Consider the following 16,583-nt stretch of genomic DNA (forward strand, 5'->3'; position numbering starts at 1 on the left):
AACAGGGGAAAAACAATTGCCGATATCTTCACAATTTGTTACAAATTAATGGAAGACGCATCTAGACTAGAAACTGCATGTTTGGTGGCTTCACTGCAACTCCTCCTGGCGCTGATCTGGGTGAGCGTATGCTCAACACAGTTACCAGCCAATCAATCCGTCACTTATTCACCCAAAGTGAATCAGTAGATGTGGTTGTTCGTTGCCATCCTGCCAGCAAACTGCTGCAAGGAAGCATCGACAGCTTCAAGATGAGCGGAAAGAATCTGCTTATTCGAAAGGATTTCCACGTTGAGGAAATGTCCTTTGAGACGGATGCCGTCTCGATTGATTTCAGTTCTGTGCTACAAGGTAAGATTCGCCTCAAACAGCCCACTCAGGCCGTTGCTCAAGTGGTTTTGTCTGAAGCGGGGATCAATCAGGCATTCAAAGCGGAGCTGGTGAAAAAGCGCTTGCAAAACATTGATACTCCTGAACTGACCAACCTGTCTGGTGGAGAACCCGTTGCCTTCTCGGACGTGAACGTTCAATTGTTGCCGGAGAACGGCATCAAAATTTTTGCCAAAACTGAATTGCCCAATGGGTCTGTACCTATCAGTCTGGTAGCAACTCTGGCAACGGAGCGCCGTCGCCGCATTTTGTTTCAGGACCCCCAGTTTGACCCAGATGTTGTGCCCGAATCCCTCCGTGGGATTTCTCAGATTTTCACAATGGCATTTGCCAATATTCTCAATAACATGGTTGACCTGGATCGCTTTGATCTGGATGGGGTCACGATGCGAATTAATCGTCTGGAAACTCAGGGCAAAAATCTCATTTTTAGCGGCTATGCCCAGGTTGACCATTTTCCAGGAAGCGGCTAATGCTCTTGATGGAGCACCAGTGTAGGTTTGAATTTCATATAGCCGTCGCCAGGTTGTTGAGGATATTAGTTTTAAGCGAGGGTGGGGTTATGCCCCCAGATGGGATCAAACCCTGCACCCTGTCTTAAGTATGGTGTGTGTAGCTATTTAAGAATTTAGAGAATTCATAAGCCAGAAATTTCGCTTCTGGCTTATGAATTCTTGCACTAGGGCGTCTGCCGTCAAATTAATTCGGTAATCAGTAGTTAATTCGGTAATCAGTAGGCCATCTCTGCTAACCAGGAAATGACCACGCCAAGGATTGATCCGACAATGACCTGAAAAGGAGTGTGGCCCAAAAGCTCCTTGAGGCGGTCTTCATTGAAGTGATGGTCTTCGTTGAAAAATTCGTCGATGATTTGATTCAAGATGCGGGCTTGCTTGCCTGCTGCCTGACGAACTCCGGCAGCATCGTACATAACGATGATGGCAAAGATGAGGGCGATCGCAAAGTCAGGGCTTGCCCAACCCACAGTCTGCCCGACTCCTGCTGCCAGCGCTGCTACCAGAGCTGAGTGGGCACTTGGCATACCACCTGTCTCTACGAGCACCCGCACATTCACTTTTCCATTTTTACCGAAATCCAGTATAAGCTTTAAGACCTGTGCCGTTACACACGCCACAAGTGCAACCAACAGCACCTGGTTGTTGAGGATGGTTCCAAAGTCCTGCATGTTGACTGGTTCAGTGAAGGGGTAGGAGGAGGGAGGAGGGAGGAGGGAGAAGGAAGAAGGAAGAAGCCAGAAGTCAGGAGTTAAGGGGGCCAGGGGCTGGTGACTAGAGAGTCGGTATCAGTAAGGCAAAAGAGGAAAAGGAAAAGTCAGGAGCAACAGCTATCGCTAACAACCAACAGTTAGAAGTCACTCAAAACTTAGAACTTAAGCCTTATCCATCCACTCATCTAACTGGCAATTAACCACTAATCACCAACAAATTCAATGGGTCCTAGCAATAATAAAATCTGCGATCGCCATTAGCGGTCGAGCAGGATCACCAAAGTCGGCCAATTCTGCTTTAGCGTCTTGAATCAGGGAATGGGCCTGACGTCTTGACTCCTCCAGACCCCAGATACTGGGATAGGTTGCCTTCTGGGCTCGCAGATCTTTTCCGGCAGTTTTGCCCAGTTCTTCCTGGGTTGATGTGATATCGAGAATGTCGTCCATAATTTGAAAGGCCAAACCAATATTTTTGGAATAGCGAGACAGCCGATGCACATCGGACTCAGTTGCACCCGCCAGGATTGCCCCAGAAATGACCGAGGCTTCTAGAAGCGCAGCTGTTTTGTGGTTGTGAATGAAGGTCAGCGTCTCTAGAGAAACATCGGATTTGCCTTCTGACTCCAGATCAACAACCTGCCCCCCAACCAGACCAGCGGCACCGACAGCCCGCCCCAGGATGGCGACAATTCTCAACAGGCGATCAGCAGGAACATTCCGGGTTTCTACGGCAACATGCTCAAATGCATAGGCTAGCAACCCATCTCCTGCCAAAATTGCAATGTCCTCCCCAAAAACTTTGTGATTGGTTAGTTTGCCCCGTCGATAGTCGTCGTTATCCATCGCTGGCAGGTCATCATGGATCAATGACATTGTATGGATCATCTCCAGGGCACAGGCTGTAGGCATTGCCATCTCAATAGTGCCGCCGACCAACTCACAGGTTGCTAGACAAAGAATTGGACGCAGACGCTTCCCTCCTGCCATCAGTGAGTAACGCATCGCCTCATAAATGGTTTCAGGATAGATGACCTGGAGGGAACGGTCTAGAGCAGCTTCTATTAAAGCCTGACGCTCTGATAAGTAAGTCGATAAATCAAAGTGGGATTCCCCCTTGGGACGCTTTCAACTCGTCCATCAATACCATTCCTCTATCCCTCCCAGTCATGACTAGTGACACTCAACCACACTAAAAGACCTTAAGTAAGACACGAAGACCTTAAGTAAGACACGCCATCTAAACAAAAAAACTGATTGTGATCGAAACCGATTTTTGCCAGATCGCCAGCGAGCAGGTTTCTGCCCCCTCATCATTCTACGGAGCTTTATGCACCCATGGGACATTCATTAAGAATCATGGAAGAGGGAAGGGAGTGTTTATCCCACCCATCCACCCATCCACTCCTCCATCCCCTTCTAGGGCTTTGCTGTAGAGGAAGAGAGGGCTTCCGCTAAATCGGCTGGGGTCATTTGTTCATAGGGTTCAAAGGGTTGATGAATCCAGGGATTGTCAGGAAGATAATCGATGTAGTAGTTGGGTGTAATGACGGAGCAGTCTTTGTACCAGAGAACGGCGGTACGGATTTCTTCGATGTAAAAGCCGTATTTGCGATCGAGCCAGATGAGGGTTTTCTTTAAGGTGACACCTGAGTCAACCAGATCATCCACTAGCAGCACGCGATCGCCCAAATTTGCCGTGGTCATGGTAAGGTCGCGGGCAAAAGTAATCGATCCGCGCACCTGATTGTTAAGTCCGCCGTAAGAGGAAGTTGCCAAAATGGCGAGTGGGAGGTTGTAAATCCGCGCCAGAATATCACCAACCCTCAACCCACCCTTTGCCAAACAGACGATTTGGTTAAAGTTCCAACCGGATTGGTAGATTTTGACGGCAAGCTGTTCAATTTTTTGGTGGTACTCTGACCAGGAAACATAAAGGTTTGTCATGGACACAAGGAGAGATAGGGAATGGGAATCGGAAAAAGATTGTTCTACAGATGTGGGCTGCGGGATTTGCTACAAAATGACCTGTAGCAATCTGACGCTAATTTCCAGGTAGGTTGGTTCACTTTTAGACTGTATTCCGTCTGACAAGTAACAATCTGTTATGGCAGGTGCGCTTTTCATGGTCGAAGATTGAACAGAATGATACAACTTTGGCTAACATTTCTCGCCCCTGCTATGAACAATCCTGCTTCCCCGGATGGAACTTTGCCAAAACCACAAAAGCTCAGTTTAAGTACAAAACTGGCCTATGGAGCAGGAGACCTGGGGCCTGCCATCACCGCCAATATTCTGGCAGTCTTTCTTCTGATTTTTTTTACAAATGTGGCCGGACTCCCTCCTGGGATCGCGGGTAGTATTTTGCTGATCAGCAAAATCTGGGATGCGATTAATGACCCAATTATTGGATGGTTGAGCGATCGCACAAACAGTCGTTGGGGCCGACGGCACCCCTGGATGCTTTTCGGCGCCATCCCTTTTGGGCTTTTCTTTTTTCTACAATGGGTCGTTCCTCGCTTTAGCGATAGCCCCAATACCAACTATTGGGGATTATTCTGGTATTACATAGTCGTTGCCTTCTTATTTAACAATTTCTACACAGCAGTTAATTTGCCCTATACTACCCTTACTGCTGAACTGACCCAGGATTACGACGAACGCACCAGCCTCAACAGTTTCCGCTTCGCCTTTTCCATTGGCGGCAGCATCTTTTCTCTTTTGCTGGCATTGGCAATCTTCAATCTGATTCGGAATGACCCCACCAGGCAATACCTGGTATTGGGCGGTGTCTGCGCAGTTATATCTGTGCTGCCCATTTACTGGTGCGTATGGGGCACCCGTGAACGGGTTCAGGAAACTGAACGGCAACGTCAGGAAACGGTAGATTCATCGGATTCCATTCCCTACTTCCAGCAGCTTAAAATCGCTTTCAGCAATCGCCCGTTTCTTTATGTCATTGGAATTTACCTCTGTTCCTGGCTAGCGGTGCAAAACACCGTTGCAGTTATTCCCTACTTTGTCAAGAACTGGATGGGTTTGACCGACCAGGACTTCACCCAGGTTGTGATGGCCGTTCAGGTGACTGGACTGATCATGCTGTTTGTCTGGAGTGCAGTCAGCCGCCAGGTTGGGAAAAAATCGGTTTACTTTATGGGGATGACCCTCTGGATTATTGCCGAGATTGGGCTGTTTTTCCTGCAACCCGGGCAGATTAAGCTGATGTACTTTCTGGCGGTGCTGGCGGGTTTTGGGGTGGCCACCGCTTACCTGATTCCCTGGTCCATGATTCCCGATGTGATTGAGCTGGATGAATTGCACACTGGCCAGAGGCGGGAGGGCATTTTCTATGGGTTTATGGTGCTGTTGCAAAAAGTGGCACTGGCGATCGGACTGTTTCTGGTAGGCGTTGCGCTGCAATACTCCGGTTTTATCTCCACCACTGGCGGACAAGCAGCTCCAATTCAGCCTCAGTCAGCCTTGTGGGCAATCCGGTTACTGATCGGGCCCATTCCCATAGCAATTCTCCTGCTTGGCTTGTTTCTGGCCTACCTTTATCCTATCACCCGTGAGGTTCATGCCGAAATTCTGCTACAACTTCAGGAACGCAAACGTGCCAATTTGGAAAGAAGAAAGGAAGGTGGGGGATGGGACCATTAAAGCCTGGCGTAAGTTTATCAACCATTTAGTTGGGTAGTGTTGTAGAAACCCTTCATGCGAACTATTGCTGACATTAATGACAAAATTAGCCGTCGCTGTGCAGTTGTTTGGACGGTTGAGGAATTGAAGGCACGGGTGGTGGAAGCTGGCGTAACTCAGGCCGCAACGGAAGTGGATGTGGTGACGACTGGAACGTTTGAGCCGATGGAATCCTCCGGAGCAATTCTCAACCTGGGACACACCGATCCTCCTATTAAAATTCGCCGATGCTGGCTGGATGGGGTTCCGGCTTATTCTGGCTTTGGGGCTGTTGACCTTTACATAGGTGCCACCCAGATGGCAGAAAGCAGTGATGGCGAGGAGATGCGTGAACGGGGTGGCGGCTATGTAATTCAGGACCTCATTGCTGGTAAGCCGATTCACTTAAGGGCTGTGGGCCAAGTAACGGATTGCTATCCCCGTGCTTCTTTTGAAACGACGATTACCCGCGATACGATCAATCAGTTTTATCTCTTTAACCCGCGAAATCTCTATCAAAACTTCATTGTGGGAGTCAATGGAGGCGATCGCCCCCTCTTTACCTATCTGGGACCTCTACAACCCCGGCTGGGCAATGCGGTATATTCCAACCCAGGCGCGATCGCTCCGCTGTTTAACGATCCTGACCTGAATCTGATTGGAATTGGCACCCGCATCTTTCTGGGGGGAGGTATTGGCTATGTGGCCTGGGAAGGAACTCAGCACTTTCCGCTCCAGAAGCGATTACCAAATCGGACACCCATCGGCCCCGCTGCAACCCTTGCGCTAATTGGAAATGCCAAGCAGATGGATGCCCGCTGGGTGCGGGGGTGTTATTTCAAAAGCTATGGCCCCTCTTTAATGCTGGGGGTAGGTATTCCCCTGCCAGTCCTCAACGAGGAAGTTGTTGCCAGGTGTGCCGTTCAAGATCAGGATCTGGTGGCACCGATTGTGGACTTTTCCATTCCGCGCCGCGTTCGCCCGATTTTTGGTCTGGTCAGCTATGCCCAGCTCAAGTCTGGACGACTGGCGATTGACGGCAAGACCGTGCGGGTTGCGCCCCTTGCCAGCATCTACCTCTCACGTCAGGTTGCGATTGAACTGAAGCAATGGATAGAGGCTGGCAAGTTTCTTCTGAGTGAACCTGTTGCCCCCATCCCTGCTGATCAGACGTTTTTATCCCAGGATGCCTGGGGAGCGCAGATTGCGATCGACTAGTGTTGCAAACACTATAGCTGTCGCCAAGTTGCTTAGGACATTGGTTTTAAGGGTATATGGGGGCTGCGCCCCCAAGCGAGGAGAACCCCTGCACCTTCAACAAATTAATTCTGTGTCCTTGATTGAGTCAGAGTGGTTGTTTTGTGAGTTTTCAACTTACGAAATAAGTCCTAACAAACCACCAGGAACTAGCTCTCATTCGTCTGGTCATTCCGTTTTACGGGTTTGGGAGGTGGTTCACGACGAGTCGGGGCGGAGTTACCACTGCTGCTCTTGTGGCCACCACCAGGACGTTGATCGCGTTTTTTCTTAAAGGGACGTCGCTCTTTCTTGAAGCCTGACGCTGTTTTTTTCTTCGGTGGAACCAGACCAATGGCTGTTCCATCTGTAATGACGAGGGACGTTCCGACTCGCTTGACATGTAAGTCCCAAAAGTAGCCCAGCGTTTTGGGACTGTCCAGAGCGCCTTCTAGCTGAAGCTTAAACGCCTTTGCCTTGCTAGAACTTTTACGAGCTGCTTGCTGAATTTTTACGGCAACTTGCTTTTCTTCTGCTGAATAGAATACGACTTCACCTCGAATTGAAAAATAGTCATCCTCATAGCCAGGGGAAAGAGATTCTCCACCGGCCTCAGTTTGAGCTGGTTCTCCAGATTCCTCAGCCGTACCTTCCCCATCCTGATCTTTGTTCTTACTCAATTTTTCAGGCTCCCAAACACCCACAATTTGGGCATGCAGGTTTTCCTGGCTTTCACGGGTGCGGGGATACACCACCCAGAGGTGGTCCTCTGATAAGTCCAGATGGTTTCGCACCAGACTCATCACTCGACCCAGAAGAACCGCTTCAATCTCGGTGCCATCGACCGTCTTTAAGGTGCCACGGGTGAATTGCTCTTCAGAAGGAGAATACTGACCGCGCAGCAAACCGATCGCCCGGTATTGCTTGGGTTCACTAGGGGGGGGAATGGGCTGTTGCCGCATGCTGGCCTGTTCAGCCAGGAGTTGCTTACTCGTTGGTGAAGGCGTTGGTGAAGGAACTTTACCTGCCGAAACTGTCGATTCAGCTTTTAGAGTAACGGCAGGAGGAGTTGTCGGTGGCTTTTCCGATGTAGTAGAGGGCGGGGTAGGGGGCTGAGGACGGTTCACCGGACGCATTAATGGACGCTTTGGAACCAGTCGAGTAGACGCTGTTTCGTTCTCGGAAGGATGGTTGGAATCCATATCGGACGAGTTATTCAATGGCACTCCTTTCGTTGAATCAGATTCAGCAGAAAGCTGCTCATCCGATGGAAGTGGCTTGGGCAAAGGAGGATGGGAGGACTGGAAAAACCGATCAGGCAAGGGGCTCATAGGCTTTAGCTCAGGCTAAATGCACGACTGCATCAGTCTGCTTATTGTACTGAATGCAAGTGGGCAAGGGATTGATCAGAAAAGTTTGCAGAATTTTTACAAACGAGAGAGATAGATCCGATTCTTACTGAATCTCAGGAAAGAGATTTGACACAATCAGTCCAGGAACAGACGACCATGCCGAATTCATTCTTAACATTGGCGATCGCAAAGCAGCAAGTTTATTAAACCCATCATACCCAAAAGCGTCTGGCTGACATGGGTGGAAAGGGGAGGGTACTCATCCACTCATCCACTCTCTCTGGCACCTGTCGCCTGTCACCTAACTAACAACTTTTCCCAGCACGGCTTCGCCCCGGCGGTAAATTTCGCGAGCATAATCAGTCCAGGCTCCCTGTCCCCAATAACGGAAGCAACTGGTCTGAAGTAGTAAGTTATACAACAGCGCCTTCTGATAGTCTTCGCGCTGGGTGACGGAGGGATCTTGCTGCACAAGGGAATCAAACTTCTGGTGAAAGGCGGCACTAAGCTGGTTCATGGGACCCAGGACGTTTTCGTAGCCTTTGACCCAGCTCAGGTCATTCGTCCAGGATGCGCCATCCATGTGGAATTGGTGGTCGGTTTCCTTAAGCTCGGCGATCGCCCGTTCCACCGCTTCTGGTGAAGCCTGGCTGGGATCAACCTTCTGCCAGATCCTGTGCTGCTGCACCGCCTGGATTTCAGGATAGTCATCTGGACTGACACCTGCGGCTTCAATCAATTCAATGTACTCAGTACCATTCAAACCCACTACTCCAGTGCTACTGCGCCCGTTTTCCTTAATCTCGTGCCAGACCGGTTGAAAGTCCCGCGGAAATTCGTTCATCATCACACCGCCGTTCTCTCCATCGGCAATTTGGGTAACGCAGGAGGGAATCGTCTTGCCACCTACCACTTGGCTTCCGCGACCTTTGGCTTCGTGGTAAGGCTGCATTTGAGCAACCAGCTTGGTATCAGAGCCTTGAGTCTTAATCAAGGCCGTGATGTGAATCGTTTCACCTCTGGAGTTACGAGCCACCAAACGATTGGGAACGTACTTCTGGTCATGCCACAAACCAGAGCCATCCAGCCGCTCTACCGAATGCTCCTGCACCAACAACCAGCGGTACCCGCATTCCTTCAAAGCCTTGATGTACTCATACAGCGTATCGGGGTGATTGGGCAGGTGCATTTCTGGGGGAGAGAAACCTTTGACCCGGCTCAAAGCTTCATAACCAAAAATGGCGGCAAAGTGCTGCTGCCACGCCTGAATCTGCAACTTGATATCAGGAATCGGAGTGGAGGACACAACGGCATGGCTCCACATGGTGCCCAACCACTCTACATAGGGCTGGTAATGAGGATCACAGGCGAGACGCTTGAGATTGTTGAGGATATCCTCCCGCCCCATCTGGCGCAGTCCCCACAGCAAATTACCGGAATAATCCAGCATGATGCGTGGGTTACAGCCATGATCCACCAGTTCGGGAATGAAATCGCCCATGCGTGAGTAACACCAGGCAAAAACTTCCGCATTGTGATTGTCACCCTCACCCGCATGCTCAAACATGTACTGAAGGTTGCAGATTAGCTCACCATTGACCCCTGCCGGAATCGTGGGCTGATGCATATGAAGGGCACAGGCAAACCCAGCCGAGATATTTTCCAGACGAAGATTAGTTCTGGGCAAAAAGACAGATTCATGGTGGTTAACGACCGAACGAATCTCGGCTTCCCAACCACAGATGTTTGGCAATCCTCCCCTGATTTCTTCTAGCGCAGGCAAATTCGGAGATGGCGCTGTTGCAATCATAAGTCTTTCCTTAATGCTGACTATTTGACAGTCACTCTTCGCCATACCCTCGGCGAACCACCCCAGCATGATAGATCAGAACTTTTTGGCAGAACCTTTAAAGACTTTGGAGAAGAAAGAGAAAAGAAGAAAGGGGTCAGGAACTAATGTGATGGGATGGTGGGGGGATGGAGTGATGGGCAGGACAGATACGACTAATCAACCTGCTCCTGTAATTCTTTCTTTCGATAGTGCCCGAATCGTAATGGAGCTTGTTCAGAATTCTGTGTCAATTTGACGGTAAATTAGGGGTTTCAGCCATCTTTAGCCCAATCAAATTTACAGGTCCTCATGATTTTTGAGTGGTTAATGAGTATAGCTAGCGCCGCGCATCATTACCTTGTTAGGTCGACCTTTCTTTTCTTCTTTCTTCTTTTTTCCTTTTTCTTCTCCGAATAGGAGAGTTAGAATTGCCTAGCCTTTTTGCAAGTCGACGTGAAGCATCCAGTTTGGTGCGATCAGGGCGCAATCAACGAAATGTCCTTAACCTCTTTGCCTGGAAACAGTCGTTTATGCTCTCAACAAGTCCATCTGGCAGTGGTTTTTCTGCCCTCTTAAAGAATCGCCCTTTTCTGTCGCTTTGGATTGGGCAAATTCTTTCTCAAATTGCAGACAAGGTCTTTTTTGTTCTGTTGATTGCGTTGCTGGTCACCTATCAAACTCCACCGGGTTGGGCGAATTCTGCCCGGTCGGCTTTGATGATTGCGGTTACTTTACCAGCGATTTTATTTGGTTCGGTGGCAGGAATTTTTGTTGATCGCTTTGATAAACGACAAATCCTGGCAGGGTGTAATCTGATACGGGGGTTACTGGTGTTGCTGATTCCGCTGTTGCCCAGGGAGTTTGTGATACTGCTGGCGATCGGTTTTCTGGAATCAGTGGCGACCCAGTTCTTTGCCCCCGCTGAACAGGCCGCTATTCCCTTGCTGGTACCTAAACAGGGTCTACTGACGGCCAATGCCCTTTTCACCACCACGATGATGGGATCGCTGATCGTTGGGTTCGCGATCGGTGAACCGCTGTTAACGCTGGCCAGTTCCTGGGGGAAGTTTGGGCAGGAAGTTTTGGTCGGTGGATTGTATATGGCAGCTTCGTTTACGCTTTACACCCTCCCTAACCGGGAACGACGAGGAGCTGCCCCCCACTTTGGTCCAGCCCATCCCTGGTATGACTTTAAGGCAGGACTGCAATATTTGAAGACGGATCGGTTGGTCAGCAATGCCATGCTACAACTAACATTGCTTTACTCAGTTTTTGCAGCTCTCACCGTGCTGGCGATCGACCTGGCAGAGGAAATTGGGCTACAACCAACGCAGTTTGGCTTTCTGCTGGCAGCGGCAGGGGTGGGGATGGTGTTTGGAGCAGGGTTGCTGGGGCATTGGGGCGATCGCGTTCACCACAAACCCCTACCGATGGCCGGCTTCCTAGTGATTGCTGCCAGTTTGGCTGCATTCAACTTCACGGCAGATCTATGGCTGGGCCTGGGCTTAATTACTCTGTTAGGCGTCGGAGCTTCCCTGGTGGGGGTTCCAATGCAAACCCTGATTCAGTACCAGACGCCAGAAGCAATGCGTGGTAAAGTCTTTGGGTTTCAGAATAATGTTGCCAATATTGCCCTGAGTCTGCCGCTGGCGATCGCAGGCCCCCTCACCGATGCCCTGGGGCTAAGAGTTGTGCTGTTTAGTATGAGCCTGGTTGTCAGCCTTGTTGGCATTTGGGCGTGGCAAAATACTCGCCGGGTTGTGCAAGATGCGATTTGAGACAGGGGCTGAGAGAGTTGTTGTTAGCGGCGTTGTTGAAAAGCAGTATGAATTTGGAACGAAGTTTCGAGCATACAGCACCTATTTCATACCCAAATTCAGCAACGCTGTTGTTAGTTGTTGCTAGTACAGCATGGCGGGACTACAGATACTATTCTGGCTCCCTCCTACTCCCCACGCCCCAACCCAATGGTTGCTGGACTTATGCCTTCGCCCACTGGTTAATTGAGGGTAAAGAGTAGATGAGTAGATCACCTATCACTCATCCACCCTTTCTGGCTCTGGCTCCTGACTTCTTTGCTTTTTTATCTAAATGTTAAGCAGAGTTTTAAAGATGTAACATGTCATGAAATACTGATGTTTAAGCAAAGGCTTAATTGGCTGGAAGATACAGTGGAGTTAGAGTTGTAGCCGCCGATCCTGCATTAACATTGGCTCGACAGGGATCGCAACTTGGCTCTAGACTGAAGTCTTAAGCGATTGCATCATTCGATACAAACTCATGACTACTAGGGTTAGGTGAGGTCCCTGTGCAACTACAAGATGTGGCTGTAAAGCGCGTCACGGGCGCTTACGCATTGATTGATAGCCTTAAGCGTCACGGAGTCAAGCATATTTTTGGGTATCCGGGCGGTGCCATTCTGCCAATTTATGACGAACTTTATAAGGCAGAAGCAGAGGGCGGCATTCAACACATTCTGGTACGACATGAGCAGGGGGCGGCCCATGCGGCTGATGGCTATGCTCGTGCTACGGGGCAGGTTGGCGTCTGCTTTGCGACGTCGGGCCCCGGTGCAACCAACCTGGTGACTGGTATCGCCACTGCTCACATGGACTCTATTCCCATGGTTGTGGTCACTGGGCAGGTACCCAGCCACGCCATTGGCAGTGATGCGTTCCAGGAAACTGACATTTTTGGCATCTCTCTGCCAATTGTGAAGCACTCCTACGTAGTACGTGACCCCAGAGAGATGGCGCGCATCGTGGCAGAGGCATTTTACATTGCCAGCACTGGCCGTCCTGGCCCTGTGTTGATTGATGTGCCCAAGGATGTGGGGCAGGCAATTTTCGACTATGAGCCAGTTGAGCCGGGTAATGTGAAACTGCCGGGTTACCGTCCTACTGTGAAGGGGAACCCGCGCCAGATTGCCCAGGCATTGAAGTTGATTCGTCAGGCGAAGCAACCCTTGCTGTATGTGGGAGGTGGGGCGATCGCCTCCAATGCCCATGCTGAAGTTAAAGAACTGGCAGAACGTTTTAATTTGCCGGTAACAACGACCCTGATGGGGCTAGGTGCTTTTGATGAACACCATCCCCTGTCGGTCGGCATGCTGGGAATGCATGGAACCGCCTACGCCAACTTTGCTGTTACTGAGTGTGACCTGTTGATTGCTGTGGGTGCTCGCTTTGATGACCGGGTGACGGGTAAGCTAGATGAATTTGCTACTCGCGCTAAGGTGATTCACATTGACATCGACCCGGCAGAGGTGGGCAAAAATCGGGCTCCCGATGTGCCGATTGTGGGCGATGTCCGCCAGGTATTAACAGATCTGCTGCATCGCAGTCAGGAAGAAGGAGATGGGCGTGACCCGGAACGAAATCGGGCGTGGTTAAACCGGATCGCCCGCTGGCAGGAGGACTACCCCCTGGAGGTACCGCGCTACCCCGATAGCCTTTCACCCCAGGAAGTGATTGTAGAGTTGAGCATCCAGGCCCCCAACGCTATCTACACCACTGATGTGGGACAGCACCAGATGTGGGCAGCCCAGTTTCTGAAAAACGGTCCCCGCCGCTGGATTTCCAGTGCAGGGCTGGGCACGATGGGGTACGGTATGCCTGCGGCGATGGGCGCTAAAGTGGCGATGCCTGATGAGGAAGTGATTTGCATCAGTGGGGATGCCAGTTTCCAAATGAATCTGCAAGAGCTGGGTACCCTGGCTGAGTACCACATTGCTGCTAAAACTGTCATTATTAACAATGGCTGGCAGGGGATGGTGCGCCAGTGGCAGGAAGCCTTCTATGAGGAACGCTACTCGGCTTCGAATATGCAAAAGGGGATGCCAGATTTTGTGAAGCTGGCAGAAGCATTTGGCGTTAAGGGGATGATTGTTCGATCGCGGGATGAACTGAAAGGGGCTATCGCCGAAATGCTGAAGCACGATGGTCCTGTTTTGATGGACGTACGGGTGAAACGGGATGAAAACTGCTACCCGATGGTGCCTCCTGGCAAGAGTAATGCCCAGATGGTCGGCTTACCTGAGCGCAAAATCCTGGAACGTGCAGCTGAATTGATTACTTGTAGCAGTTGTGGAGCCAAGAATGTTTCTTCCAACAAGTTCTGCCCGGAGTGTGGAACGAAATTGTAAGCAGGTAGTCATGATTAATCAATTGGTAAAGGATTAATCAATTAGTAAAGGGGAGAATGGGATCTGCGCCCCAGTCAGGGGGTTTCACCCCCTCTACCCCCGAAATCATCCTTAAAATTTAATTGCGCCTAGCTACTTAGCTGAGGCTGGACAGCGTGTAAATCTGTGGTTGATTGTTTGCAGGAACGTTCTATGAACGTCCTTACTGTGGTCGGTGGGTAGAGAACAGGGATTCCTAAAATCTACTACCGACCAATTACCTTTTTATTGGGGCTTGACCGTAGCGACATGATCCCCGAATATACAAAAATTAATTTAATCTTACAGCTGTTCCGGTGGCTGTGATCAGGAGTAACACACCCGATTCATCGATGTTGATGGTTCCTGTGTTGAGCTCGATCCCGATCACCGCATCAGCCCCCAGTTTGGCGGCTCGTTTTTCCAATTCTGCCATCGCCTCCCGTTGCCCTTGCTCAAACACCCGCTCATAGCTGGCAGTTCTTCCGCCAATCATGTCTCGAATCCCCGCAAAGAAGTCTCTTAGAGCATTGCTGCCATAAACAACTTCTGCCGTCACCACTCCCAGGTAGCTGCTCACCGTCACTCCCTGAAGGACGTCTGTTGTTGATAGAATCATTCACCAATCTCCTGCTAGAAATGTCTGCTGTACTCTCTCTCATTTTGTAGTTTTTGCTGACCATGTCCGGAAAATCGATTACGCACAAACCGACCCTCTTAATTTTGAGCCTGCTGCTCTTAATCAGTGTCCCTGTTCCGCAGATTGCTCACGCCCAAAGCGGCTTTTCTAGCCGTAACAAGCAGGAAGATAAGCGTCTGACCGAACTGTTAAAGGAAGGACGCAAGCTGGTAGATGCAGGAAATTATCCGGGAGCGATCGCCATTTACCAGCAGGCAGCAGAGCTAGATAACCGAAATGCGCGGATTTTCTCTGGCATTGGTTATCTACAGGCCCGACAGGGGAATTTTCTAGAGGCTGTCAACTCCTATCAACAGGCGATCGCCCTGGACCCCAAAAACGCTGACTTTTACTATGCCCTTGGCTACAGCCTGGCCAGCATGAATCGAAATGAAGAAGCGATTCTAGCGTACCAAGGGGCAACCCGGCTTAATCCACGCCACGTTAATGCCTATCTAGGGCTGGGAGTCGTGCTTGCCCGCCTGGATCGCTACGGTGAAGCAGCCAATGCCTACAAGCGAGTCACTGCGATCGAGCCGCGTAATGCCAAAGCCTTTGAACTCATGGGGGCCATGCTAATTCAACAGGACCGACCCAGGGAAGCGATCGAACCACTCAAGCAAGCGCTTCGTCTATCCCCGCGATCGGGGACTGCCTACATTACGCTTGGCGCAGCATGGCTAAGTCTGGGCAACCTGGCAGAAGGGCTGGCTGCTTTTCAGCAGGCATCCAGGCTGGAACCTCGCAATGCCACAATTTACTTACAAATGGGCAAAATCTGGAAAGCAAAGGGTCGCACCGAAGATGCCCTCAAAGCGTACCAGAGAGCTGCTTCCCTACAACCCAGCCTGGCTGAAGCACAATTGGCACAAGGCGACATTTATGTGGAGAAAAAAGATTACATCGGTGCCATCATTTCCTATCGGCAGTACGTTTCCTTGCAATCCAGCGATCCGGACGGCTATTACAAACTCGGCGACGCCCTCAAGCAGCGCGATCGCAAACGCGAGGCGATCGATGCCTTCAAGCAAGCCAAACAACTCTACGAAAAGCAGGGTAAGTCTGACAAAGTCAGGGAAGTCGAGAAAATCCTGCAAGATCTCGATTAGGGAAGGAATTGGGTAGGAGCCAGAAGTCAGAAACTATCCCCTTTCTACCCTCCCTCTCCCCGCTGGCGCAGGATAAATTCTGCGATCGCTAGATCGACGGGTGTTGTTACCTTTAGGTTGGTCTCCTCGCCTTCCACAATCTTGACAGGCAAACCGCATTGTTCAAATAGGGTGGCATCGTCTGTCACCTCCCATCCCTGGCGCAGCCCCTCTTGATGGCATCGAGTTAAACGCTCTACTTCAAAGCCCTGCGGAGTCTGGGCAGCCCAGAGTTGGCGGCGATCCGGAGTGCCCCTTACCTGATAACTGGATGGCTCCACCATCTTAATTGTGTCTTTCACCGGGATGGCAGCCACCAACCCAGGACAATGGAGTAGTTCACCAGCACAGCGATCAAACAATTCTGGTGTAACCAGGCAACGAGCCCCATCGTGAATTAATACCCGCTGGGCTACGGCTGGCAATGCCTGCAATCCGCGAAACACCGACTCCTGTCGGGTTGCTCCTCCCTGGATGAAGTGAACCATTTTGGTCATTGAGAGGCTGACCACAATTTCCTTAAAGTCCTGAAAATCCTCCGGTTGACCAATTAGCCCAATCCAACGTAGCGATCGCGCCGCTTTTGCAGCCGAAAGCGTCCAGGCAAGCAGTGGCTTTTCAAGCAGCGGCAGCAACAATTTGTTACGATCGCTCCCCATCCGGCGACCGGAGCCTGCGGCTGGAATTAATAGATACACGGTATTCCTCTACAAGTAAGACAATATGGGCAGTCTGTGTTGTCCGGAAGTCTACCCATCCCCAGAAATTGCCCATCGAATTTAAAACCTGACAACCCATTAGCCAATATTTTCAGGACCAGTATGCGAATTCTGATTGGACAGTAACGTATAAAACTCAAAACTTTACTGTATCTTCCCCTAA

The 16,583-nt window shown here is 50.4% G+C and carries 13 protein-coding genes; 6 read left to right on the forward strand and 7 right to left on the reverse strand.

Going from position 1 to position 16,583, the window contains the following annotated elements:
* Positions 1 to 77: 77 nt before the first annotated feature.
* Positions 78 to 863 carry a DUF2993 domain-containing protein gene (locus tag P4D80_RS18895; protein WP_421655554.1) on the forward strand — a complete coding sequence of 262 codons (786 nt, stop codon included), beginning with the start codon at positions 78 to 80 and terminating at the stop codon, positions 861 to 863.
* A gap of 257 nt (positions 864 to 1,120) precedes the next feature.
* Here P4D80_RS18895 and P4D80_RS18900 read toward each other — a convergent pair whose 3' ends face one another.
* From P4D80_RS18900 to P4D80_RS18910, 3 genes are all read right to left on the reverse strand, one after another.
* Positions 1,121 to 1,576, reverse strand: coding sequence for a divergent PAP2 family protein (locus P4D80_RS18900; protein ID WP_421655555.1), 456 nt, complete (start codon positions 1,574 to 1,576; stop codon positions 1,121 to 1,123).
* A gap of 261 nt (positions 1,577 to 1,837) precedes the next feature.
* Positions 1,838 to 2,680, reverse strand: a complete 843-nt coding sequence (crtE, locus tag P4D80_RS18905; RefSeq protein ID WP_421659568.1) for a geranylgeranyl diphosphate synthase CrtE — start codon at positions 2,678 to 2,680, stop codon at positions 1,838 to 1,840.
* 354 nt (positions 2,681 to 3,034) lie between these two features.
* The gene (locus P4D80_RS18910; RefSeq protein ID WP_421655556.1) at positions 3,035 to 3,562 is read right to left on the reverse strand and encodes a phosphoribosyltransferase; all 528 of its coding nucleotides are present in this window, start codon (positions 3,560 to 3,562) and stop codon (positions 3,035 to 3,037) included.
* Positions 3,563 to 3,796: 234 nt separating this feature from the next.
* Here P4D80_RS18910 and P4D80_RS18915 point away from each other — a divergent pair, with 234 nt between their 5' ends.
* Entirely contained in the window at positions 3,797 to 5,275 is a 1,479-nt protein-coding gene (locus P4D80_RS18915; protein WP_421655557.1) for an MFS transporter, read from the forward strand.
* A 54-nt stretch (positions 5,276 to 5,329) separates the two neighbouring features.
* Positions 5,330 to 6,511, forward strand: coding sequence for a homocysteine biosynthesis protein (locus P4D80_RS18920; RefSeq protein WP_421655558.1), 1,182 nt, complete (start codon positions 5,330 to 5,332; stop codon positions 6,509 to 6,511).
* A gap of 188 nt (positions 6,512 to 6,699) precedes the next feature.
* On the opposite strand, the gene P4D80_RS18925 is transcribed toward P4D80_RS18920, so the two are convergent.
* A complete protein-coding gene (locus P4D80_RS18925; protein WP_421655559.1) occupies positions 6,700 to 7,860 on the reverse strand; it encodes a hypothetical protein in 1,161 nt (386 codons plus the stop codon).
* Between the two features lie 322 nt (positions 7,861 to 8,182).
* Complete coding sequence (locus tag P4D80_RS18930; RefSeq protein ID WP_421655560.1) at positions 8,183 to 9,691, reverse strand: glycosyl hydrolase family 57; 1,509 nt, start codon at positions 9,689 to 9,691, stop codon at positions 8,183 to 8,185.
* Positions 9,692 to 10,140: 449 nt separating this feature from the next.
* Between P4D80_RS18930 and P4D80_RS18935 the strand changes: the two genes are divergently transcribed.
* Together P4D80_RS18935 and ilvB are read left to right on the forward strand one after the other, a co-directional pair.
* Positions 10,141 to 11,490 carry an MFS transporter gene (locus P4D80_RS18935; protein ID WP_421655561.1) on the forward strand — a complete coding sequence of 450 codons (1,350 nt, stop codon included), beginning with the start codon at positions 10,141 to 10,143 and terminating at the stop codon, positions 11,488 to 11,490.
* A 530-nt stretch (positions 11,491 to 12,020) separates the two neighbouring features.
* Positions 12,021 to 13,856, forward strand: a complete 1,836-nt coding sequence (gene ilvB, locus P4D80_RS18940; RefSeq protein ID WP_421655562.1) for a biosynthetic-type acetolactate synthase large subunit — start codon at positions 12,021 to 12,023, stop codon at positions 13,854 to 13,856.
* 310 nt (positions 13,857 to 14,166) lie between these two features.
* Here ilvB and P4D80_RS18945 read toward each other — a convergent pair whose 3' ends face one another.
* On the reverse strand, positions 14,167 to 14,493 hold the full coding sequence (locus tag P4D80_RS18945; RefSeq protein ID WP_421655563.1) for a YbjQ family protein: 327 nt from the start codon (positions 14,491 to 14,493) through the stop codon (positions 14,167 to 14,169).
* A gap of 62 nt (positions 14,494 to 14,555) precedes the next feature.
* Here P4D80_RS18945 and P4D80_RS18950 point away from each other — a divergent pair, with 62 nt between their 5' ends.
* Positions 14,556 to 15,662 (forward strand): tetratricopeptide repeat protein, encoded by a 1,107-nt coding sequence (locus P4D80_RS18950; protein ID WP_421655564.1) that lies wholly within the window; start codon positions 14,556 to 14,558, stop codon positions 15,660 to 15,662.
* A 44-nt stretch (positions 15,663 to 15,706) separates the two neighbouring features.
* Here the strand turns inward: P4D80_RS18950 and ispD are convergent, their stop codons facing one another.
* Positions 15,707 to 16,399, reverse strand: a complete 693-nt coding sequence (ispD, locus tag P4D80_RS18955; RefSeq protein ID WP_421655565.1) for a 2-C-methyl-D-erythritol 4-phosphate cytidylyltransferase — start codon at positions 16,397 to 16,399, stop codon at positions 15,707 to 15,709.
* Positions 16,400 to 16,583 lie beyond the last annotated feature (184 nt).

The sequence above is a fragment of the Leptothermofonsia sp. ETS-13 genome (assembly GCF_049200465.1).
In the GTDB taxonomy this organism is placed as follows: Bacteria; Cyanobacteriota; Cyanobacteriia; order Leptolyngbyales; family Leptolyngbyaceae; genus Leptothermofonsia.